Genomic DNA, 20,481 nt, shown 5'->3' with positions numbered 1-20,481 from the left:
GATGGCCGGCCGGACCGCGCAGGCCGCGGTGTGCATCGTCCGGGTCGAACCCCAGCCCGGTCACCTGCTGATCTCCGTCACCACCAACCGGTCGCTGAACCGGGAGCTGTACTCCGCATCGGTCGAACCCACCCGCAAGTACAGCGATCCGGAAGCGGCCCTCCAGGCCGTGGCGGACTTCCTGCACTCCTTCCGCACCTGAATCCCGTTGATTTCCTGAAGAATCGGATCGTCCGCGATGAAATCGGCAACTGCCTGACCCGGTTCGGTATCTGGCGGCGGGGTTGCGTGCTCCATCTCGTGACACATTGGTGACGTCGCCCCAGTACGGTCGCCACCGAATGGACGGGGGGTCTGCCATGGTGCAACAGCGCGCCGCGCATACTGCCGGACCGGACAGCTGCGAAGGGTCCAGCATCCATCTGTTCGGCGGGCCGTACGTGACCGTCGACGGTGCCCGCAGACAGGTGCCCGAGGGCAGCAAACGGCTGCTCGCCTTCGTCGCGCTGCGGCGCGGCCGGGTGGAGCGCCGGCACGCCGCCGGCACCCTCTGGCCGGTCGGCGACGACGGCCGGGCGGCCGGCAACCTGCGCTCGGCGCTCTGGCGGCTGCGCGGTGCCGACATCGAGATCATGCAGTGCGACAAATGGTCCTTGCGGCTGGCCGACGGGGTCGCGGTCGATGTCCAGCTGGTCACCGAATGGGCCGACCGGGTGATCGGCGACCGGGCCCTGGACTGCGACCTGGCGGTGTCGCCGGCCCAGCTGGACGCCCTGGACCTGCTGCCCGGCTGGTACGACGACTGGGCGATCCTGGAACGGGAACGGCTCCGGCAGCGGGTGTTGCACGCGCTGGAGGCACTCAGCCGGCGGCTGGTGGAACTCGGCCGCTACGCCGACGCCGTCGAAGCCGCGATCGCCGCCATCGCCGCCGAGCCGCTGCGCGAGAGCGCGCAGCGCGCCCTGATCGAGGCGCACCTCAGCGAGGGCAACTGGGTCGAGGCGCACCGCGGCTTCGTCAACTACCGTGACATGCTGCGCCGCGAGCTCGGGGTGTCGCCGTCCTCCGAGCTGGCGAACTACGTCTACCGGTCCGCCGCCACCGGGCAGTCGATACCGCTGCGCCGGTCGGCGCCATCAGCGGTGGCCGCCACCTGAGCGGTACCCGGCCGGTCGCGCCGTCTGTCCCCGTTACCCCGCAATTGACACGGTAATCGCCGTTGCGGAACCGGTACCGGCTTTGTCAGACGGGTCGGGTCAAAGGGCTCTCGCAACGCCGTCGCGGCTGTCATCATCGCCGTACCGCACCGCCGGTGCGTACTGGAGGACCGGGGAGACGACGATGACGAATGCATCCGAGGTGACTGCCGACGAAGTGGAATGCGCCGAGCCGGCCGGGCTCGCCGAGCTGACCGAGCTGGCGGACACCGACCTGGCAATCGCCGGCCTGGACGAGGTGCTGGCCCGCTCCGACGCCGACCTGGAGGCGTTCGCCGACGGGGACGGGATCGGCACGCTGGACCTGGCCTCGTTCCTGGCACCGGGCGGCGGCTGGGGCGGCTCGGAGGCACCGGCCCGGCGGGCGATCCCGATCGGCAGCCGCAACGGCCTGGTGGTGACGTCGCTGAAGCGTTCCACCGGCAGCACCGGCTCCGACCACCACGTCTCGCAGCGGCACTCCTTCGCGGTGGACCTGTCCAACGGCACCGCCCCGACCCCGCAGATGCTGCGCACCGCGCGCCAGATCGCCGCGGCGATGGGGTATGCGTGGCCGGCCAACGGATACCTGCAGACCGCGACCACTGCACGCGGCTACCGCGCGCAGCTGATCTACAACTCCTCCGTCGTGCCGGACCACCAGAACCACGTGCACTTCGGCGTGCGGAAGGTGCGCTAGCGGCGTGGGGTACGACGTCCGCATCGCCCGGGCGATGCTGAAGCTGGGGTACCGGATCTTTCCGTTCGAGGCCTTCGACGGTTCCGGAAACCTCAAGACGTCGGTGAACTTCCCGCCGGACGTGGACGCCGGCCTCGGCCGGATCGTGTCCAACCCGCTGTGGGCCGACCTGTACCGCACCCTGTCGCCGCTGGGCGCCGAGGGCGTCTACATGGCCGGTATCGGCTTCCTCAACGACCGGGTGCAGGTCGCGCTGTTCCGGTCCACCACCTCGGTACCCGACGCCCGGTCGGCGATGAACTGGTCGGCGGCCTACCACGGCACCGTGGAGGCGACCCTGCACGGCTACGCCGGCCGGGCCTACGTCCTCGACCCGGCGCTGCGCAAGGTGGTCGACAAGGCCCGCGGCTACCTGCCGCCCAGCGGGCAGGGCGTGCTCGACCCGGACGCCGCCGGGGACGGCTTCGGCGACGGGGACGGGGACGGCACCGTCCAGACCGAGGCCGCGGACGCGCCGGCCGCCGAGAAGCCGGTACCGGCCACCGGGGTGTCCTGGCTGGGACTGGGCCTGGACCTGCTGGCCGAGCTGCTGGTCAACGTCAGCGTCCGCACCAAGGTGCTCACCACGGTGTGCTGGTACCCGCCGCGGGTCGCCGACCGGGACTTCGCCGCCCGCTGGCAACCGATCCACGCAACCAACCTGCAGACCGGGGTGGTGTCGGGGCACCGCTCGGCGCACCTGATCTGGAATCCGGTGGGCATGCCGGTGACCTGGCGCGGCACCGGGGTGAGCTGGCGCGGGCCGGGACTGGACATGCCGGCCGAGCCCGCCCAGTGGTGCCAGGCGTTGCGGCCGCTGGCCAACTGCCTGAACACCCCGCTGGCCGAACCGGCGGCGGTCGAGGCGGAGGTGGCGGTGTGAGCAGCGAGGAGAACGACCCGGTCGCGGCCGACGAGGTCGCGCACGCGGAACTGGCGAGCGTCAAGCAACAGCTGGCCGAGGGTTTCCGGTCGGCCGGGCGGGCCGGGCTCGCCGAGGCGGTGACCGGTGCGGACTTCGGGCTGTGGGTGCAGACCGAGAGCGGCTGGAACCCACGGGTGGTGTCCGGCCGCACCAACCAGGGCATGGTCAACGGCGGGCTGTTCCAGTTCTGGTACGGCCATACCTGGGCACAGCGGTACTTCTCCCGGGGCAACGACCCGCGCAGCGTCTTCACCATGCCGCCGGCCGACCAGGCCCGGGCGGTGGTGCGACACTTCCCGCACGTCACCGCCGCGACCGTGCACCGCTACGCCCAGCAGATCCGCAACGGCAGCTACTCCGGCTGGGGCTGATACCCAGCCGGACGAGTGCTGAGAGCGGGCAGCCAGGCTGCTCAGCCGGCCAGCCGGACGGCGGCCTCGATCGCCAGCGCGTGCACGAAGGCCTGCGGCAGGTTGCCGCGCAGCTGGTGCTGGTGCGCGTCGTACTCCTCGCTGAACAGCTGCGGCGGCCCGCAGGCGGCCAGGGTGCGCTCGTACCAGGCGCGCGCCTCGACCGGCTCGCCCTGCTGCCGCAGGCTGAGCGCGGTGAGGAATCCGCAGAGCAGGAAAGAGCCTTCGGCCTCGGCGAGCGGCCGGTCGTCGTGCCGGAACCGGTAGGCGTAGCCGTCCCGGGTGAGGTCGGCCAGGTAGGCCCGCAGGGTGGCGACGGTGCGCGGGTCGTCGGCCGGCACGGCGCCGCGCAGGCCGGGCAGCAACAGCGCCGCGTCCAGCGCCGGGTCGTCGGGGGAGCGCTGCCAGTGCCCGCCCGGGGCCACCGAGCTCGCCGCGGTGTCGGCCACGATGCGGTCGGCCAGCGCCAGCCAGTCGCCGGTGCCGGCCAGCGCCGGCTCGGCCGCGGCGATCGCCCGCAACCCGGCCGCCGCGGTCAGCCGGCTGTGCGTCCAGGCCCGGTTGTCGATCTCCCAGATGCCGGCGTCGGGTTCGGTCCAGCGCCGCTCGATCGCTGCCGCGGCCGCCTCGGCGGCCTTCCAGTGCCGTCCGTCCAGCCGGTCGTGGCCGGCCGCGGCGGCGAACAGCAGCAGCGCCTCGCCGAAGCAGTCCAGCTGGAACTGCCGGTTGACCCAGTTGCCGACGATGTCGTAGCCGCCCGGATAACCGGGCAGGTCCAGGTGCCGCTGCGCGGGAACCGGTTCGCCGGTGGTGGTGTAGGCCGGCGCCAGCCGGTCGCCGTGCTCGAGCAGCCGGTCGGTGACGAAGCAGACGGCGTCGTCGAGCAGCGGGTGCGGGCCGTCCGCGGCCACCGCCTGCCCGGCGTAGCACTGGTCGCGAATCCAGACGTAGCGGTAGTCGTAGTTGCGCCCGGCCTCGGCCCGTTCGGGCAGGCTGGTGGTGGCCGCGGCGACCATGCCGCCGCCGCGGCTGGTGAGCCCGCGCAGCACCGCGTAGCTGCGCCGGGTGTCCCGCGAGCGGAGCGCGCCGGAGAAGGACGGCACGTCGCGCCGCCAGGCGGTCTCGGTGGCCTGCCAGGCCCGGTCCGGGTCGGCCGGCTGGTCCGGCAGCGGCCGGTCGGCCAGTTCCAGCACCAGGTCGTGGTGCCGGCCGGGTTCCAGGTCGAGCTGCAGTGACAGCAACTGGCCGTGCTCGCGGGTGCGGGCCCGGCCGGCACCGCTCCAGCGCAGGTACAGCTCGCCGCACCGTCCGGTCCAGATATCGCCCGACCGGCTCAGGTCGGTGAGCGGGTGCCGGTCGTAGCCGGCCCGGGGCCGCAGCGAGACCACCACGCTGGCGGGCACGTCGAGGGCCTGCAGCCGGCGCAGCAGCACGGTGCGGTGCGGGTCGGCGGGGTAGCCGAGGCTGTCCCGGGACTCGACCGCGCCGCCGTGGTCGGAGATCCAGCGGCTGTGCCAGATCATCGAGCCTTCCTCGTAGTAGCCGCCCCAGACGTAGCGGCCGGTGGGCACCACGGCGTACCCGCCACGCCCGCCGATCAGGGCGCTGAACACCGCGTCGCTGTCCCAGCGCGGCACGCACAGCCACCCGATGTCGCCGTCCGGGCCGACCAGCGCACCGCGCTCGCCGTCGGCGAGCAGCGCGTACTCGCGCAGCACCCGCGGCGGGATGGCCGCCTGGTCGGGGGAGCTGCGGGCTCGCTCGGCACGGCCGGCGCCGGCCCGAGCCTGCCCGGTCACGGCGCCGGCTCGGTGGGCCAGCCCATCAGCCACAGGTCGCTGTCGGCGGGCTCGTCGCTGACCGCGGCGAAGCTGCGCAACGAGCTCACCAGTTGCGTCCGGGTGTGTCTGGGCAGCCGGGCCAGCAGCGGTTGCAGCGCCAGCTTGCGCCGGTGCCGGACGTCGTGCACCAGCCGCCGGCCCTCGTCGGTCAGCCGCAGCGTCAGCTGTCGCCGGTTGGCGGGGTCGTCGGCGCGGTCCAGCAGGCCTCTGCCGACCAGCCGGTCGCACAGCCGGCTGGCGGTGGACAGGTGCAGCGAGGTGGCGTCGGCCAGTTCGCCCAGCGAGACCGAGCCGCGGCTGGCGATCACCACCAGCGCCCGGAACTGGGTGAGGTCGACGACGTCGTCGATGGCGGCGATGGACCGGGCGCTGATCGCCACCAGCACCCGGCAGGCCGCCTGCATCGCCTCCACGTCGGCGTCGGTGACCGTGTCGCCGGCGCCCGGACCGGCACCCGCACTTCCCGAACTCATAACTCGATTGTCTACGACAACTCTTGCATAGCGCAAGAGTTGCGAGTAGGCATGGATCCTAGGGACCACGCGGCCGAGCAGCCCGCCGCCACCCGAGCCCGAGGAGAACACCCATGGCTGACACCGTCGCCGACGTCCTGCTGGCCCGCCTGCGGGAATGGAACATCGAGCAGGTCTTCGGCTATCCCGGCGACGGCATCAACGGGCTGCTGGCCGCCTGGGGACGGGCGGAGAACTCGCCGCAGTTCGTGCAGGCCCGGCACGAGGAGATGGCCGCCTTCGAAGCCGTCGGCTACGCCAAGTTCTCCTCCCGGCCGGCGGTGTGCGTGGCGACCAGCGGGCCTGGTGCGGTGCACCTGCTCAACGGCCTCTACGACGCCAAGCTCGACCACGTGCCGGTGGTGGCGATCGTCGGGCAGACCGAGCGCTCGGCGATGGGCGGCTCCTACCAGCAGGAGATCGACCTGCTCAGCCTGTTCAAGGACGTCTGCTCGGACTACGTGCAGATGTGCACCGTGCCGCAGCAGCTGCCCAACCTGATCGACCGGGCGATCCGGATCGCGGTCAGCGAGGCGGCGCCGACCTGCCTGATCTTCCCGTCCGACGTGCTGGAACTGCCCTACGAACCACCGGCCCACGCGTTCAAGCAGGTGCCCTCCAGCCTCGGCATGACCTCGGTGACGCCGCGGGCCGACGAGGCCGACGTCCGGCAGGCGGCCGAGATCCTCAACGCCGGCAGCAAGGTGGCGCTGCTGGTCGGCCAGGGCGCCCGCGGCTGCGAGGCCGAACTCACCGAGGTCGCCGACCTGCTCGGCGCGGGCGCTGCCAAGGCACTGCTCGGCAAGGACGTGCTGCCCGACGACCTGCCCTGGGTGACCGGCTCGATCGGCCTGCTCGGCACCGTCCCGTCCTACCGCCTGATGACGGGCTGCGACACCCTGCTCACCGTCGGCTCGAACTTTCCCTACACCCAGTTCCTGCCGGAGTTCGGCCAGGCCCGCGCCATCCAGATCGACCGGTCCGGCAAGTGGATCGGCATGCGCTATCCGTACGAGCTGAACCTGGTCGGCGATGCCAGGGCCACGCTGCAGGCGCTGATCCCGTTGCTGCGGCGCAAGGCCGACCGGTCCTGGCGGCAGCAGATCACCGACGACGTCGCCGACTGGTGGGACGTGGTGGAGCGCCGGGCGATGACCGGCGCCGACCCGGTCAATCCGATGCGTATCTTCTCCGAGCTCTCCAAGCGGCTGCCGGCCGACGCCATCGTCGCCGCGGACTCCGGCAGTGCCGCCAACTGGTACGCGCGCCACCTGCGTTTTCCCGCCGGTGTCAGGGGATCGCTGTCGGGCACCCTGGCCACCATGGGCCCGGGCGTGCCGTACGCGATCGGTGCCAAGTGGGCGCATCCGGACCGGCCGGCCATCGCGCTGGTCGGCGACGGTGCGATGCAGATGAACGGCATGGCCGAGCTGATCACCGTCGCCCACTACTGGCAGCAGTGGGCCGATCCGCGGCTGATCGTGGCGGTGCTGCACAACAACGACCTCAACCAGGTGACCTGGGAGATGCGGGCGATGCAGGGCTCGCCGAAGTTCGCCGCCTCCCAGACGCTGCCGGACGTCGACTACGCCGCCTTCGCCCGCAGCCTGGGGCTGGCCGGGGTGAACCTCGACGACCCGGACGCCCTGGGCCCGGCCTGGGAGGCGGCGCTGTCGGCCGGCCGGCCGACGGTGCTCGACATCCGCTGCGACCCGGACGTGCCGCCGATCCCGCCGCACGCCACCCTCGACCAGGTCAAGGCGCTGGCCGGCGCGCTGCTGCACGGCGACGAGGACTCCTGGGGCTTGGTCAAGCAGGGCGTCAAGCAGAAGGCCCAGCAGTACCTGCCCGGACGCAAGGACGGCTGACATGAAGCCGGCTTCGCTGGCGCACCGGCGGCCTCCGGGCCCGGGACGGGTGCTGCGTACCGCGCTGCGCGACGTGCGGACCGGGCGGTTCGAGCGCAGCATGGCGGCCCTGACCGCGGCCGGCGCCGCGGTGACCGCCGGGGAGATCTACCTGTCCCACGACGGCGCGAGCTTCGGCAACAAGATGATGTGGTGGCCGGTCGTGGTGCTGCCGGCCGCCGTTCCGGCCGGTATCGCCGGGGTGTTCTCCCGGCGTGCGGCCCGCACCGTGCTGCCGCTGGCCTCCGCCGCGATCGTGGCCAACGGCCTGCAGGGCACCTACCTGCACTGGCGCGGCATCGCCCAGCGGCCGGGCGGCATCACCCGGTACAACCTGGAGGCCGGGCCGCCGGCGTTCGCGCCGCTGCTCGCCTCGCTGGTCGGCGGGATGGGCCTGCTGGCCGCGCTGCTGCGCCGGGAACGGTTCGACACCGACGGGAGCGCCTGATGCCGTTCCGCAGCCCCGCGCTGCGCGGCCGCACCCCGCAGCACCGCGGCCGGTTCCCGGGCTTCGACGTCCTCGACGGTGTCGAGCAGTGGGACGACGTCACCGCCGGCGTGGTGCTGGCCCGGCTGGCGCCGCCCGCCGGCTACGCGTTCTTCACCCCGGCCGAGGTGGGCATCGCCGGGCCGCTGCTGGACCTGTTGCTGGCCCAGGACGGCGAGCCGCGGATCCCGGTGCTGGCGCTGATCGACGCCCGGCTCGCGGTCGGCGAGACCGACGGCTGGCACTACGACGAACTGCCCTCCGACGCCCAGGCCTGGCGGGAGTCGCTGGCGGCACTGGACGGCGACGCCCGCGCCGCGCACTCCGGGCGGCCGTTCGCCTCGCTGATCGGCAGCGAGCAGGCCGCGCTGGTGCAGCAGGTGCAGGTCTTGTCAGCCGGCGGCAAGCAGTGGCACAGCCGGCCCGCCGTGCACCTCTGGAGCCTGTGGACCCGCTACGCCTGCACCGCGTTCTACTCCCATCCCTGGGCATGGAACGAGATCGGCTTTCCCGGGCCGGCCTATCCGCGCGGCTACCTCCATCCCGGCGTCGACGCCCGGGAGCGCTGGGAGGTCGCCGACTTCGCCCGCCGCGATCCGGTGCCGTTTGCCGAGCGGGTCGAGCGGGCCCGCCGCGAGCACGCCCGGCTGCTGGCCGAGGACGGCACCGCGTGAGGGCGCCCGGCGGCCGCAGCGACTACGCCGACATCCGGGCCCGCAACTCCTCGGCGTGGCTGCTGCCGACCGACGGCTCCCGGACGAACCACCGGCTGCGCGCCGACATGCGCCGCTACGCCGACGGCGACGAGGTGGACCTGGTCGTGGTGGGCGCCGGCGCCGGGGGCGGCGTGCTCACCCAGCGGCTGGCCCGGGCCGGCTGGCGGGTCGTGTGCCTGGACGCGGGGCCGTTCTGGGACCCGGACGCCGACTGGGTGTCCGACGAGCGCGGTTCGCACACCCTGTACTGGACCGAGCCGCGCCAGGTCGGCGGCACCGACCCGGTGCCGCTCGGTTCGAACAACTCCGGCCGCGGGGTGGGCGGCTCGATGGTGCACTACGCCGGTTACACGCCCCGGTTCCATCCGTCGGACTTCGAGACCTTCAGCCGGGACGGGGTGGGTGCGGACTGGCCGATCAGCTATGCCGACCTGCAGCCGTACTACGCGGCGATCGAGCACGAGCTGCCGGTGGCCGGGCAAGACTGGCCGTGGGGCGATCCGCACCGCTATCCGCACTCGCCGCACCCGGTCAGCGGCAACGGCGAGATCTTCCTGCGCGGCGCCCGGGCGGCCGGCATCGAGGCCCGGGTCGGCCCGGTGGCGATCGCCAACGGGCGGTTCGGCAACCGGCCACACTGCATCTACCGGGGTTTCTGCCTGCAGGGCTGCAAGGTCAACGCCAAGGCCAGCCCGCTGATCACCCACATCCCCGACGCGCTGGCCCACGGTGCCGAGATCCGCCCGGACAGCATGGTCAGCCGGGTGGTGGTCGACGACCGCACCGGCCGGGTCACCGGGGTGACCTACCTGCGGGCCGGCCGCGAGCACTACCAGCGGGCCCGGGCGGTGGCGGTCGCCGGGTACTCGATCGAGACGCCCCGGCTGCTGCTGCTCTCGGCCACCCCGCGCTTTCCGGACGGGCTGGGCAACGACCACGACATGGTCGGGCGCTACCTGATGGTGCAGGGCGCGCCGCAGACCGCCGGCCGGTTCGCCGAGGAGATCCGGATGTACAAGGCGCCGCCGCCGGAGGTGTCGTCCGAGCAGTTCTACGAGACCGACCCTTCCAAGCCGTACCGGCGCGGCTGGTCGATCCAGACGGTGAGCCCGTTGCCGATCACCTGGGCCGAGCACGTCATCGCCCAGGGCCACTGGGGCGCGCCGCTGCGCGAGTACATGCGCGACTACGTGCACTGGGCCACCCTGGGCGCGCTGTGCGAGTACCTGCCGCAGCCGGACAACCGGGTCACCCTGGCCGGCGAGAAGGACCGGCACGGCCTGCCGGTCGCGCACTTCTCCTACAGCCAGTGCGCCAACGACCGGGCGCTGACCCGGGCCGCCACCGAGTCGATGGAGGCGATCCTGACCGCGGCCGGCGCCACCGAGGTGATGACCATCGACCGCTACGCCCACCTGGTCGGCGGCGCCCGGATGGCGGCCCGCCCGCAGGACGGCGTGATCGATTCCGCGCACCGGGTGTTCGGGATCGGCAACCTCTACGTCGTCGACGGCAGCACGATGCCCACCCAGGGATCGGCCAATCCCGCCCTGACCATCATGGCGCTGGCCGCCCGGGCGGCGGACCGGTTGATCCGGCTCGGCCGGCGCGGGCTGACCGAGCAGCAGGCAGGCCTGCGGTGACGCGCATCGAGGAGGTCGAGGTCGCGGTCTACCGCTTTCCCACCCCCGCGCCGGAAGCCGACGGCACCCTCTGCTGGGACGCCACCACCGCGGTCGCGGTGCAGCTGCGGGCCGGCGGCCGCACCGGGCTCGGCTGGACCTACAGCAGCCCGGCCGCCGCCGGCGTGATCCGCCACCACCTCGTGCCGGTGGTCGAGCGGCACGATGCCTGCGACATCGCCCGGGGCTGGGAATCGATGCGGCGGGCCTGCCGCAATCTCGGCACCAAGGGGCTGGGAATGCAGGCGGTCAGCGCGGTGGACATCGCCTGGTGGGACCTGAAGGCCCGGCTGCTCGGCGTCGCGCTGACCACGCTGTTCGGGCGCTGCCGCGACAGCGTCCCGGTCTACGGCTCCGGCGGGTTCACCACCCTGTCTCAAGCGCAGCTGGCAGAGCAGGTGCGGGGCTGGCAGTCGGCCGGCTGCACCGCCATGAAGATCAAGATCGGGGAATCCTGGGGAAGCCGGGTGGACCGTGACCTGGCCCGGGTCCGGCAGCTGCGCGAGCTTGCCGGGCCGGACGTCGAGCTGATGGTCGACGCGAATGGCGGCTACACCTGCGGGCAGGCCCGGCGGGTCGGTGCCCGGCTGGACGAGCTGGACGTGCGCTGGTTCGAGGAGCCGGTCAGCAGCGACGATGTCGCGGGGCTGGCCGCGGTGCGCGCCGCGGTGCGCTGCGACGTGGCGGCGGGGGAGTACGCCGCCGACTGCTACGACGTCCGGGCGCTGCTGCCGGTGCTGGACTGCCTGCAACTCGACGCCACCCGCTGCGGCGGCTACACCGGCTGGCTGCGCGGGGCGGCGCTGGCCGGCGCGTACAACCTGCAGGTGTCGGCGCACTGCGCCCCGTCCCTGCACGCCCCGGTGGCCGCCGCGGTGCCCAACCTGCGCCATGTCGAGTGGTTCGCCGACCATGCCCGGCTGGAACCGCTGCTGGTGGCCGGCGCGCCCGTGGTCAGCGACGGCGCGCTGCGGCTGGAGTCCGCCGGGCCCGGGCACGGCATGAGCCTGCGCGCCGACGCCGAGCGGTGGCAGGCCGGCTGAGCACCGGCCGCGCTAGCTCCACGCGGAGCGGAAGAACAGCTCGCTTCGGGTGTTTCCGGCCAGTGCGCAGGCATCGCGCAGCGCGACCAGCGTCGGCGCCACCAGGCTGGCCAGCGGGTCCTGCCGGACCTGCACCGACGGCGCGTGCCGGCCGGCCGCCCGCAGCAGGGCCGCCGCCGGTCCGGTCAGTTCCGCCTCGCCGTCGGCCGAGCCGACCAGCACGGAGTCCGCGCCCTGGTCGGCAACCAGCCGCCAGCCGGGAATGCCGGCCAGCCGGTCGGTGCCCGGGCCGGCCAGGGTCAGGCCGTCCGGGCCGGCGGTCAGCCGCAGGCCGGAATCGGCCAGCAGCACGGTGGCCGGGTCGGTGGGCAGGAAGGCCCGGAAGGCTCGCGGGGTCGCCCGGGCGTCCGGACGGACCAGCCCGAGGCCGGCCTGCCCGCTGTCGTTGACCGCCTGCTGGAGCTTGCCGGCCTGCAGGTGCATGGTGAGCGCGGCGTGCGCGTCGGCCCGGCCGGTCGGCAGCCGCAGCACTGCGAGGGCTGAGGTGTCGCAGCGGCCGGCGGCCCAGACCAGCAGGGCGGTCACGAAGGCGCGCTCGCCGACGAACCGGTCACTGGCGAAGCCGGACCGCCAGGAGCGGTAGGCCTCATAGCTGCCCGGCGCCGCGGGGTGGTCGGCCCGGGTCGATCCGAACAGCCAGTCGGCCAGCCGGCCGGAGCTGTCGTAGAACGGATGCACGTCCTCGGCCAGCTCGGCCGGCGGCCGGTCGGGTACCGCGCGCAGCCGCACGGTGGCCCGGATCAGCTCCGACCCGGTGCCGCTGAGGATTCCGGTGACCGGTGCTGCCTGATGCTGGATCATGATCTCCTCCGGATGTCGGTTCCTCGGTGGGCCGCCGCGGTGGGCGGCTGGTGGCTCGCTGTCAGTGGGTCCACCCCATCGCCCACAGCTCGTGCCGTTCCGGCTCGCCGGCCGCGGCGGCGAAGGCGTGCAGCGCGGTGACCAGGGCCGCCCGGTCGGCGGCCGGCAACCGGGCCAGCGCGGGCTCCACCGCGGCCCGGCGCCGGCTCATCACCATGTGCACCAGGCCCTGCCCCTGCGGGGTCAGGGAGAACCGGCCGGTGGACGGCTGCTGGCCCGCACTGTCCCGGCGCGGCGGACGCAACAGGTTCATCAGCACCAGGCGGGCGCAGAGCCTTTCCGCCGTGGCCGGGTGCAACCGGAGCTGGTCGGCCAGCTGCCCGACCGCGACGCAGCCCTCGCCGGCGGCCATCACCAGCACCCGGAACGCGGCGATGTCGAGGACGCTCTCGGTGGCGGCGAGGGAGCGTGCGCTGACCGCCACCAGCACCTGGCAGGCCGCGAGCAGCGCTTCCAGCTCGTCGTCTCCGACCGGTTCCGGCTCCGAGTGGGCCATGGCTCCAGTGTGCCGCTGACCATTAGTATATGCAAAGGTTGCAGTTAGCTAACGAACTGGTCGCGGTCGATGGCTGCCCGCCGTGGAGCTCACCACCGCGGGCCGCCGGCCGGTATCGTCCTGGCTGCGGCGTGCCGGCACGCCGTCCGTGCGGAAGGGGTCTCCCGGTGCCACCAGCCTCCCGCTCGCGCGCCGACGGACGCGCCGCGCCGGCCGACGTGCCGGACCTGGTCACGGCGGTGCTCACCGCGTCCCGGGTGCTGCTCAGCGTCGCGGTGCGCTCGCTGGCCGAGGTCGAGGACACCGTGACCATTCCCCAGTTCCGCACCCTGGTGGTGCTGGACGCGCACGGGCAGATGAACCTCAACCGGCTCTCCGGCCTGCTCGGCGTCACCCCGTCGACCGCGCTGCGCATGATCGACCGGCTGCTGGCCGTCGACCTGGTCAGCCGGCGGGACAATCCGGTCAATCGCCGAGAGGTGCTGCTGGAGCTGACCGAGGCGGGCCGGCTGATCGTCGAGCAGGTGACGGCCAAGCGGCGGGCCGAGATCGCGCGGATCGTCACCGGCATGCCGGCCGGCCAGCGCACCGAGCTGACCGTCGCGCTGCGGGCCTTCGCCGAGGCCGCCGGCGAACCCGAGCCGCGGTCCGAGGCGAGCACCAGCCTCGGCTGGTAGCGGCCGTCTGTTGACCGCGCTGGGAGAAGCGGACAGAATCCGCATACCCCGGTTCGGGGCTCATCCACACCGCAATCGCACAGCCGGTGATCGGCTGTGTGTCCTCGGAGGTAGAGATACATGCCCACACCCCGCCTCACCCGCGCGGCCGTCGCCGGCTGCGCGCTGGCCGCGCTGGCGGTCCAGTTCAGCCCGGCCTACGCCGGCGCCGCCCGGCCGGCCGACGGCAGCACCGGAACGGCCAGCGTGTTCAAGGTCAACCCGGTGCAGTCCAGCGGCAACGAGAACCTCACCGACGACAACGACTCGGCCACCGCGGTGCCGGCCAGCGAGTACGCCACCGTCCAGCTGCGCAACCTCGACGGCTCGGGCTACCTGAGCGGCAAGTGGGTGAGCGTGCAGTCGGCCACCGGCACGCCGGCCTACTCGCCGACCAACACCTTCGTCTACAACCGGCACGACGACCAGTTCGAGCAGGTGATGGCCTACTTCTGGGTCAACCAGGCCCAGGAGTACCTGCAGTCCCTGGGCTTCGGCTCGACGCTGCGCCCGGTCAACGCCGAGCAGATGCAGGTCAAGATCGACCAGTACGGCGGCGACAACTCCTACCAGACCGACAAGCCGTTCCGGCTGCGGTTCGGCAAGGGCGGGGTGGACGACGCCGAAGACGCCGAGGTGATCGTGCACGAGTACGGCCACGCGGTGCACGCCGCCCAGGTGCCCGGCTACGGCATGAGCGAGGAGGCCGGCGCCATCGGCGAGGCGTGGGGCGACTACCTCGGCATCGAGGTCGGCCTGGACGCCGCGCAGCAGTACGGCTGGCCGGTCAAGACCGACCTGGCCTGCTCGATGGACTGGGACTCGACGTCCTACACCAGCACCGTGCCGCACTGCCTGCGCCGGGTGGACACCAACCTGACGGTGGCCAACAAGAACGGCGAGGTGCACCACGACGGGATGATCTGGAGCCGGGCGCTGTGGGACATCCGCAACGGCTACATCTCCCTCGGCCTGGGCAGCCGCGGCGCTGACACCACGATCGTGGACGCCCAGTTCGACTTCGCTCCCGACACCTCGTTCAGCGCGGCCGCCAAGGCGATCTACAACAAGGCGCTGGCCCGCGACGGTGCCAAGGCCGCGAAGCTGGTGCAGAACGCCTTCGCCGCCCGGGGGATCACCTTCTGATCCGTCCCGCCGGTTGATCCGCTCCGCGGGCCGCTGACCGGCCCCGCAACGCCGGCCGCCGCGGCATCGCCTTCGGGCGGTGCCGCGGCGTCGGTGTCTGTGCGCGGAGCTAGCAGGACGACAGCACGCGACCCAGCACGAACAGGAAACCCGCGCAGCGCCGGAGCTACCCGTCGGCGGGCCGGCCGAGCGTGACGCAGCACCGGCCGGCGGCCGGCTCCAGCCGGGCCTGCAGGGCGCCGAACGACCCCTCGGCCGGGCTGTCGGCACCGTCGGCCGAGCTGCCTGCGCCTTCGGCTGAGCTGCTGCCTGCGCCTTCGGATGGCCGGTCCGGGTCTTCGGCCAGGCCGTCGAGCAGGCCCCGCATCAGGTCGAGGTTCATGCCGCACACCAGTTCGGTGTGCTCGCGGGCCAGGCTCGCGAACGGGCAGTTGCCCAGCGTGATGACTCCGGACCCGGCGCGCGGCTCGTAGCCCTCGGCCGCCAGCACCTCGCACACCGCGGCCACCGGCTGGTCGGGACCGGGCCGGCGGCGGGCGGTGGAGCCGGCCCGGCGTCCCCAGGGCCGGCCGGTGGCCCGGGCCGCGGCCTGCAGGGTGGCGGCCACCGGACGGTCGGAGGCAGTGCTGTCGGAAATGGCCTGGGCCATCAGCCGGGCGGGCAGCTCGTAGTGCCGCTCGGGCAGGCTGACCGCGATGTCGTGGCCGGCCCGGCGGTAGAACTTCGCCGGCCGGCCGGCCCCCGGACCGGTGCGGCCGTCGGGCCGGCGGAACTCCACCTCGAGCAGGCCGTCCTCCTCCAGCTTGTCGAGGTGGAACTTCGCGACGTGGTGGGCCACTCCGACGCCGCCGGCCGCCTGCTCGCGGCTCACCGGTCCGGGCTGGGCGGCGACGTAGCGGTAGAGCCGCAGCCGCACCGGCTCGCCGAGCGAGGCGATGCTGCGCAGCTGCCCGTCCCGGCTGGCCTGCTGCGGCGGCGGGGACTCCTGCGGTCCGGTCATGTTCTAAAAGATACTCCCATTGACGAAAGAATGTATCCGGTCTAACGTGCAGGTCATAGTCCGATAGAAGGAGCCGTCATGGGTCAGGTCGCCGCGCCGGTGGAGCAGCATCTCGAACAGGCGCCGGCCGCCGCTTCCGGCTTCGCCCCGTTGCGGATCGTGCACCCGGCACCGCCGATCGACCTGCCGGCCGCCGAGCGGGCGGTGCGCGCGCTGCTGGTCGCGCTGGGCCAGGACCCGGACGCCGAGCACCTGCTGCAGACGCCGCGCCGGGTCGCCGGTGCCTACGCCGAGCTGCTCACCGCGCGCGATTTCGACCTGACCACCTTCGCCAACGACGAGAACTACGACGAGCTGGTGCTGGCCTGCGACATTCCCTTCCAGTCGCTGTGCGAGCACCACCTGCTGCCCTTCTCCGGGGTCGCGCACATCGGCTACCTGCCGGACCGGCGGATCGTGGGGCTGTCCAAGCTGGCCCGGGTGCTGGAGCGGTTCGCCCGCGGCCTGCAGGTACAGGAGCGGCTCACCCAGCAGGTCGCCGACTGCCTGGAGCAGACCTTGCACCCCAAGGGTGTCGGGGTGGTCCTGGAGGCCGAGCACCAGTGCATGTCACTGCGCGGGGTGCGGGCGCCCGGCGCGCGTACGCTGACCTCCGCGCTGCACGGCCAGCTGCGCACCGATCCGGCGGCCCGGCAGGAATTCTTCGCCCTCACCCGCGGCCGCTGAGCCCTGGCAGAAAGGCACTCCCGATGAACTCCACGGACACCTTCGTCGTCGTCGGAGCCGGCCTGGCCGGCGCCAAGGCGGCCGAGGCCCTGCGCGCGCAGGGCTTTCCCGGCCGCATCGTGCTGATCGGAGCCGAGCAGCACCTGCCCTACGAACGGCCGCCGCTGTCGAAGAGCTACCTGAGCGGCTCCTCGGAACGGGAGAAGGTGTTCGTCCATCCGGAGAGCTGGTACGCCGAGCAGAACATCGAGCTGTGCCTGGACCGGGCGGTCACCCGGATCGACCGCGACTCCCGGTCGGTGCAGCTCGCCGGCGGCGACCAGATCGGCTACGACAAGCTGCTGCTGGCCACCGGGGCCAGCCCGCGCTCGCTGCCGGTGCCGGGAGCCGACGCCGACGGCGTCTATCTGCTGCGCACCCTGGACGACTCGGACGCGCTGCGCACGCTGCTGGCCGGCATCCGGCGGCTGGTGGTGATCGGCGCCGGCTGGATCGGCCTGGAGGTCACGGCCGCCGCCCGGCAGGCCGGCGTCGAGGTCACCGTGGTGGAGAGCGCCGAGCTGCCGCTGCTGCGGGTTCTCGGCGCCGAGGTGGCCCAGGTGTTCGCCGACCTGCACGCCGGCCACGGAGTGGATTTCCGTTTCAACGCAAGCCTCACCGGCATCCGCACCGACGGCGGCCGGGCTACCGGCGTCACGCTGGGCGACGGCACGGTGATCGAGGCGGACGCGGTGCTGATGGCGGTCGGGGTCAGCCCGAACAGCCGGCTCGCCGAGGAGGCCGGACTGGAGGTGGACAACGGCATCCTGCTCGACAGCGCCCTGCGCAGCAGCGATCTCGACATCTTCGCCGCCGGCGACGTGGCCAACGCACTGCACCCGTTCTACGGCACCCACGTCCGGGTCGAGCACTGGGCCAACGCGCTGAACCAGCCGGCCGCGGTGGCGGCGGCCATGCTCGGCCAGCCGGCCAGCTACGACCGGCTGCCCTACTTCTACACCGACCAGTACGACCTGGGCATGGAGTACGTGGGCTACGTCGCGCCGGGCGGCTACGACCAGGTGGTGTTCCGCGGCGACGTGGCCGGCCGGGAGTTCCTGGCCTTCTGGCTGTCCGGCGGCAGGGTGCTGGCCGGCATGAACGTCAACGTGTGGGACGTCGTCGACGACGTCCGGGCGCTGATCCAGTCCCGGGCCGTGGTGCCGGCCGACCGGCTGGCCGACCCAGGAGTCCCGCTGGCCGAGCTCGCCGCCGGCTAGGAGGCCACCAGCAGCGCCTGCGGGGCGCTGATCTTCATCCGGGTCTGCAACCACTTCAGCTGCTTGGTGGTTTCGCCCATGCACTGCTGGGAGATCTCCATCAGCTCGCTGTCTCGGGCACCCTGGGCGGCCTGGTAGACCACCGTCCAGGTGGTGTCCACCAGGGTGGCGAGCAGGTAGAGGTCCTGCAGGTCGCGCAGCAGGCCGACCGCCCCGGACCGGACCTCGGCGACGCCGTCGGCGTGCAACCGGTCCGGCTCCTCCACGTCGTCGCCGTGCCGCTGCTCGCCGTACCGGGCCACCACCGGGGTGAGTTTCTCCAGGTGTGCCAGGCTCAGCTTCGCCAGCGACTGGCAGGTGTGGTAGACGTCGGCCTCCACCTGGTGGCCCTGGCCGACGGTGACGAAGGACTCGGCCAGCGTCTGCTCGGACCGGTGCAGCAGGCCGACATAGGTCGCCAGGTGGGTGGGCTTCGCGGTCATTCGACGCTCCCTGCGACGGTGCCGGTCGGGGCCGGCGCATCGGTGCCCGCGGCCGGGTCGTTGGGATAGACCGGGGTGGGCGTGAGGATCTCGCTGCTGGTCGGCTGGCCGCCCGAGGTCGGCGGCAGGTCGCTGCCGTCCGGCGGGGCGGAGGCCGTGGTGGTCGGGGCGGGTGCCGGGCCGGTCCCGTCGCGCAGCTTGGTGACCCGGCAGGCCGCGGTCTTGAAGTACGGCTGCTTGGACACCGGGTCCCACACCGTCATGGTCAGCTCGTTCGCATCCCGGGCTTGGCCGCCGTCCGGCCCGGCAGCCTCGAAGTCCCAGTAGCCGTAGTGGAACGGGGCGAACACCGCCCCGGGCCGCACCCGGCCGATCCGGGCCCGCACCTCGATCCGGCCGCGCGGTGACTCGACGGCCACCAGGTCGCCCTCGGCGATGCCCAGCTCGGCGGCGTCCGTGCCGGACAGCTCCACCCAGGCGTCCGGCGCGGCGTCCTGCAGCGAGCGGGCCCGGGCAGTCTTGGTGCGGGTGTGGAAGTGGTAGACGGTGCGGCCGGTGGAGTACAGCAGCGGGTACTCCGTACTCACCTGCTCGTGCGGCGGCTGGTACGGCGCGCCCTTGAGGAAGGCCCGGCCGGCCGGGTTGAGCGCCAGGTACTCCTCCCGGGTGACCGACGCGCCGGTGGTCAGGTCCTGCCCGTAGGACTCGCACTGGTCGACGTCGGTCGGGAACACCGGCTCGGTGTAGAGCCGGTCGGTGCCTTCCGGTGCCTCGGCGTTGCACGGCCACGCGATCCCGGTCGGGCCGCGGAGCTTGTCGTAGCTCAGCCCGGTGTAGTCCACCGGACGGCCGCGGCTGCACTCCTGCCAGGCGCGGAACGCCTCCTCCGGGGTCCGCCAGCTGATCAGCGGCGCCCCGTCCTTATTCGTGAAGCCCATCCGCTCGGCGTAGAGCAGGAAGATGTCCAGGTCGCTCCTGGCCTCGCCGGGCGGCTCGACCGCCTTGTCCGACAGGTGCACGGTGCGGCTGACATTGGTGAAGGTGCCGGTCTTCTCGCCCCATCCCGCGGCCGGCAGCACCACGTCGGCCAGCCGCGCGGTCTCGGTGAGGAAGAGGTCGGAGACCACCACGAAGCACTGCTCGCCACCGAGGATCCGCCGTACTCGGGCGCTGTCCGGCATCGACACCGCGGGGTTGGTCGCCGAGATCCACAAGAAGCCGATGCTGCCCTGCTCGGCGTAGCGCATCATCTGCATCGCATGGGTGGGCGGCGCCCAGTGCGGGATGACCAGCGGGTCGACGTTCCACAGCCTGGCCAGCTCTTGGACGTGTTTCTCGTTGTCCCAGTTGCGGAAACCCGGCAGGTCGCCGTCCGCACCGCACTCCCGGTTGTTCTGCGCGGTGGGCTGGCCGTTCATCTGCAGGATGCCGGCGCCCGGTCGGCCGAGCATGCCGCGCAGCAGGTGCAGGTTGTTGACCGCCACCGAGGCCGCGGTGGCCTGGTGGGACTGGTAGAAACCCTGCAGCACCGTGCTCAGCACCCGCTCGGAGGTGCCGAAGATCGCCGCCGCGGCGCGCAGGTCGGCCGGGTCGATGCCGCAGATCTGCCCGACGTGCTCGGGGGTGTAGGGCTCCACGGCGGCGGCCAGGTCGTCGAAGCCAAGGGTGTGCTGGCTGACCCAGTCCTGATCGTGCCAGCCGTTGACGATCAGCTCCCGGGTCAGCCCGTTCATCAGCGCCAGGTTGGTGCCCGGGTGCGGTGCCAGGTGCACCCCGCCGCTGGCCGCGGCGGCCTCGGCCACCTTGGTGCGGCGCGGGTCGACGCACACGATCGCCGGCGGCTGGTTGCCGGCCAGCCGGTCCAGGACGCGCATCCAGAGCACGGTCTGGGTCTCGGGCATGTTGTGCCCGAACAGGAAGATCGCGTCGCAGGAGTCGATGTCGGTGTAGCTGCCCGGCTGCCCGTCGCAGCCGAAGGATTCCTTCATCGACGCCGCGGCGGTCGCGGTGCACAGCCGGGTGTTGCCGTCCATGTGCGGGGTGCCGATGCCGGCCTTGCCGATCACCGCCAGCGTGTAGTACTCCTCTCCGAACAGCTGTCCGCTGGTGTAGAAGCCGTGCGACAGCGGCCCCTTCTCGCGCAGCAGCCGCTGGGAGACCTCCACCACCCGCCCCATCGCGTCCTCCCACGAGGCGGGGACGAGCCGGTCGCCGTCCCGGACCAGCGGGCGGGTCAGCCGGTCGCCGGACGAGGCGAACGGGGTGCTGCCGTAGAGC

Annotated in this window: 21 protein-coding genes; 14 read left to right on the top strand and 7 right to left on the bottom strand. The window is 72.9% G+C overall.

Annotated elements, in window-relative coordinates:
- The first annotated feature begins 1 nt into the window (after window position 1).
- The 5 genes from VLJ82_RS08135 (at window position 2) to VLJ82_RS08115 (ending at window position 3,231) form a co-directional block, all read left to right on the top strand.
- Entirely contained in the window at window positions 2-202 is a 201-nt protein-coding gene (locus tag VLJ82_RS08135) for a hypothetical protein (RefSeq protein ID WP_408662833.1), read from the top strand.
- A gap of 157 nt (window positions 203-359) precedes the next feature.
- Complete coding sequence (locus tag VLJ82_RS08130) at window positions 360-1,157, top strand: AfsR/SARP family transcriptional regulator (RefSeq protein ID WP_408662832.1); 798 nt, start codon at window positions 360-362, stop codon at window positions 1,155-1,157.
- A 184-nt stretch (window positions 1,158-1,341) separates the two neighbouring features.
- The gene (locus tag VLJ82_RS08125) at window positions 1,342-1,896 is read left to right on the top strand and encodes a hypothetical protein (RefSeq protein ID WP_408662831.1); all 555 of its coding nucleotides are present in this window, start codon (window positions 1,342-1,344) and stop codon (window positions 1,894-1,896) included.
- A 4-nt stretch (window positions 1,897-1,900) separates the two neighbouring features.
- On the top strand, window positions 1,901-2,818 hold the full coding sequence (locus VLJ82_RS08120; RefSeq protein ID WP_408662830.1) for a hypothetical protein: 918 nt from the start codon (window positions 1,901-1,903) through the stop codon (window positions 2,816-2,818).
- Complete coding sequence (locus VLJ82_RS08115) at window positions 2,815-3,231, top strand: hypothetical protein (protein WP_408662829.1); 417 nt, start codon at window positions 2,815-2,817, stop codon at window positions 3,229-3,231. The genes VLJ82_RS08120 and VLJ82_RS08115 overlap by 4 nt, the downstream gene beginning before the upstream one ends.
- A gap of 41 nt (window positions 3,232-3,272) precedes the next feature.
- Here VLJ82_RS08115 and VLJ82_RS08110 read toward each other — a convergent pair whose 3' ends face one another.
- Together VLJ82_RS08110 and VLJ82_RS08105 are read right to left on the bottom strand one after the other, a co-directional pair.
- The gene (locus tag VLJ82_RS08110) at window positions 3,273-5,069 is read right to left on the bottom strand and encodes a glycoside hydrolase family 15 protein (protein ID WP_408662828.1); all 1,797 of its coding nucleotides are present in this window, start codon (window positions 5,067-5,069) and stop codon (window positions 3,273-3,275) included.
- Window positions 5,066-5,584, bottom strand: coding sequence for a MarR family winged helix-turn-helix transcriptional regulator (locus VLJ82_RS08105; RefSeq protein WP_408662827.1), 519 nt, complete (start codon window positions 5,582-5,584; stop codon window positions 5,066-5,068). Before VLJ82_RS08105 ends, VLJ82_RS08110 begins: the two co-directional genes overlap by 4 nt.
- 113 nt (window positions 5,585-5,697) lie before the next feature.
- On the opposite strand from VLJ82_RS08105, the gene VLJ82_RS08100 reads away from it, so the two are divergent.
- The 5 genes from VLJ82_RS08100 to VLJ82_RS08080 all read left to right on the top strand — a co-directional run bounded on the left by VLJ82_RS08100 (window position 5,698) and on the right by VLJ82_RS08080 (window position 11,458).
- Window positions 5,698-7,491 (top strand): thiamine pyrophosphate-requiring protein, encoded by a 1,794-nt coding sequence (locus VLJ82_RS08100; protein WP_408662826.1) that lies wholly within the window; start codon window positions 5,698-5,700, stop codon window positions 7,489-7,491.
- A gap of 1 nt (window position 7,492) precedes the next feature.
- A complete protein-coding gene (locus tag VLJ82_RS08095; protein ID WP_408662825.1) occupies window positions 7,493-7,978 on the top strand; it encodes a hypothetical protein in 486 nt (161 codons plus the stop codon).
- The gene (locus VLJ82_RS08090) at window positions 7,978-8,691 is read left to right on the top strand and encodes a gluconate 2-dehydrogenase subunit 3 family protein (RefSeq protein WP_408662824.1); all 714 of its coding nucleotides are present in this window, start codon (window positions 7,978-7,980) and stop codon (window positions 8,689-8,691) included. The genes VLJ82_RS08095 and VLJ82_RS08090 overlap by 1 nt, the downstream gene beginning before the upstream one ends.
- 107 nt (window positions 8,692-8,798) lie before the next feature.
- On the top strand, window positions 8,799-10,376 hold the full coding sequence (locus tag VLJ82_RS08085; protein ID WP_408662843.1) for a GMC family oxidoreductase: 1,578 nt from the start codon (window positions 8,799-8,801) through the stop codon (window positions 10,374-10,376).
- Entirely contained in the window at window positions 10,373-11,458 is a 1,086-nt protein-coding gene (locus VLJ82_RS08080; protein WP_408662823.1) for an enolase C-terminal domain-like protein, read from the top strand. The genes VLJ82_RS08085 and VLJ82_RS08080 overlap by 4 nt, the downstream gene beginning before the upstream one ends.
- Window positions 11,459-11,470: 12 nt before the next feature.
- Here the strand turns inward: VLJ82_RS08080 and VLJ82_RS08075 are convergent, their stop codons facing one another.
- Both VLJ82_RS08075 and VLJ82_RS08070 read right to left on the bottom strand, forming a co-directional pair.
- Complete coding sequence (locus VLJ82_RS08075) at window positions 11,471-12,319, bottom strand: hypothetical protein (protein WP_408662822.1); 849 nt, start codon at window positions 12,317-12,319, stop codon at window positions 11,471-11,473.
- A gap of 61 nt (window positions 12,320-12,380) precedes the next feature.
- Window positions 12,381-12,875 carry a MarR family winged helix-turn-helix transcriptional regulator gene (locus tag VLJ82_RS08070; protein ID WP_408662821.1) on the bottom strand — a complete coding sequence of 165 codons (495 nt, stop codon included), beginning with the start codon at window positions 12,873-12,875 and terminating at the stop codon, window positions 12,381-12,383.
- A 167-nt stretch (window positions 12,876-13,042) separates the two neighbouring features.
- On the opposite strand from VLJ82_RS08070, the gene VLJ82_RS08065 reads away from it, so the two are divergent.
- On the top strand, window positions 13,043-13,552 hold the full coding sequence (locus VLJ82_RS08065) for a MarR family winged helix-turn-helix transcriptional regulator (protein ID WP_408662820.1): 510 nt from the start codon (window positions 13,043-13,045) through the stop codon (window positions 13,550-13,552).
- 120 nt (window positions 13,553-13,672) lie between these two features.
- Window positions 13,673-14,737, top strand: a complete 1,065-nt coding sequence (locus VLJ82_RS08060; protein WP_408662819.1) for a M4 family metallopeptidase — start codon at window positions 13,673-13,675, stop codon at window positions 14,735-14,737.
- A 166-nt stretch (window positions 14,738-14,903) separates the two neighbouring features.
- Here VLJ82_RS08060 and VLJ82_RS08055 read toward each other — a convergent pair whose 3' ends face one another.
- Entirely contained in the window at window positions 14,904-15,737 is an 834-nt protein-coding gene (locus VLJ82_RS08055) for a helix-turn-helix transcriptional regulator (protein WP_408662818.1), read from the bottom strand.
- A gap of 78 nt (window positions 15,738-15,815) precedes the next feature.
- Between VLJ82_RS08055 and folE the strand changes: the two genes are divergently transcribed.
- Both folE and VLJ82_RS08045 read left to right on the top strand, forming a co-directional pair.
- Window positions 15,816-16,463 (top strand): GTP cyclohydrolase I FolE, encoded by a 648-nt coding sequence (gene folE / locus VLJ82_RS08050; protein ID WP_408662817.1) that lies wholly within the window; start codon window positions 15,816-15,818, stop codon window positions 16,461-16,463.
- Window positions 16,464-16,486: 23 nt separating this feature from the next.
- The gene (locus VLJ82_RS08045) at window positions 16,487-17,722 is read left to right on the top strand and encodes an NAD(P)/FAD-dependent oxidoreductase (protein WP_408662816.1); all 1,236 of its coding nucleotides are present in this window, start codon (window positions 16,487-16,489) and stop codon (window positions 17,720-17,722) included.
- Here VLJ82_RS08045 and VLJ82_RS08040 read toward each other — a convergent pair.
- Window positions 17,719-18,204, bottom strand: coding sequence for a hypothetical protein (locus VLJ82_RS08040; RefSeq protein ID WP_408662815.1), 486 nt, complete (start codon window positions 18,202-18,204; stop codon window positions 17,719-17,721). The genes VLJ82_RS08045 and VLJ82_RS08040 overlap by 4 nt on opposite strands.
- The coding region (locus VLJ82_RS08035) for a molybdopterin oxidoreductase family protein (RefSeq protein ID WP_408662814.1) at window positions 18,201-20,481 on the bottom strand (2,281 nt) is incomplete at its 5' end. The genes VLJ82_RS08040 and VLJ82_RS08035, both read right to left, overlap by 4 nt.

The organism is Jatrophihabitans sp. (assembly GCF_035474675.1).
Lineage (GTDB): Bacteria > Actinomycetota > Actinomycetes > Mycobacteriales > Jatrophihabitantaceae > Jatrophihabitans_A.
Note: the sequence above shows the minus strand (reverse complement) of the source record. Positions and strands in the feature narration are given on the sequence as shown.

What these genes read in the sequence shown, in the direction of transcription:
- VLJ82_RS08060 (WP_408662819.1), top strand. Translation starts at nt 13,673, where the DNA reads ATGCCCACACCCCGCCTCACCCGCGCGGCCGTCGCCGGCTGCGCGCTG.
- VLJ82_RS08070 (WP_408662821.1), bottom strand. Translation starts at nt 12,875, where the DNA reads ATGGCCCACTCGGAGCCGGAACCGGTCGGAGACGACGAGCTGGAAGCG.
- VLJ82_RS08095 (WP_408662825.1), top strand. Translation starts at nt 7,493, where the DNA reads ATGAAGCCGGCTTCGCTGGCGCACCGGCGGCCTCCGGGCCCGGGACGG.
- VLJ82_RS08075 (WP_408662822.1), bottom strand. Translation starts at nt 12,319, where the DNA reads ATGATCCAGCATCAGGCAGCACCGGTCACCGGAATCCTCAGCGGCACC.
- VLJ82_RS08045 (WP_408662816.1), top strand. Translation starts at nt 16,487, where the DNA reads ATGAACTCCACGGACACCTTCGTCGTCGTCGGAGCCGGCCTGGCCGGC.
- VLJ82_RS08090 (WP_408662824.1), top strand. Translation starts at nt 7,978, where the DNA reads ATGCCGTTCCGCAGCCCCGCGCTGCGCGGCCGCACCCCGCAGCACCGC.
- VLJ82_RS08130 (WP_408662832.1), top strand. Translation starts at nt 360, where the DNA reads ATGGTGCAACAGCGCGCCGCGCATACTGCCGGACCGGACAGCTGCGAA.
- folE (WP_408662817.1), top strand. Translation starts at nt 15,816, where the DNA reads ATGGGTCAGGTCGCCGCGCCGGTGGAGCAGCATCTCGAACAGGCGCCG.
- VLJ82_RS08085 (WP_408662843.1), top strand. Translation starts at nt 8,799, where the DNA reads ATGCGCCGCTACGCCGACGGCGACGAGGTGGACCTGGTCGTGGTGGGC.
- VLJ82_RS08105 (WP_408662827.1), bottom strand. Translation starts at nt 5,584, where the DNA reads ATGAGTTCGGGAAGTGCGGGTGCCGGTCCGGGCGCCGGCGACACGGTC.
- VLJ82_RS08135 (WP_408662833.1), top strand. Translation starts at nt 2, where the DNA reads ATGGCCGGCCGGACCGCGCAGGCCGCGGTGTGCATCGTCCGGGTCGAA.
- VLJ82_RS08100 (WP_408662826.1), top strand. Translation starts at nt 5,698, where the DNA reads ATGGCTGACACCGTCGCCGACGTCCTGCTGGCCCGCCTGCGGGAATGG.
- VLJ82_RS08125 (WP_408662831.1), top strand. Translation starts at nt 1,342, where the DNA reads ATGACGAATGCATCCGAGGTGACTGCCGACGAAGTGGAATGCGCCGAG.
- VLJ82_RS08055 (WP_408662818.1), bottom strand. Translation starts at nt 15,737, where the DNA reads ATGACCGGACCGCAGGAGTCCCCGCCGCCGCAGCAGGCCAGCCGGGAC.
- VLJ82_RS08040 (WP_408662815.1), bottom strand. Translation starts at nt 18,204, where the DNA reads ATGACCGCGAAGCCCACCCACCTGGCGACCTATGTCGGCCTGCTGCAC.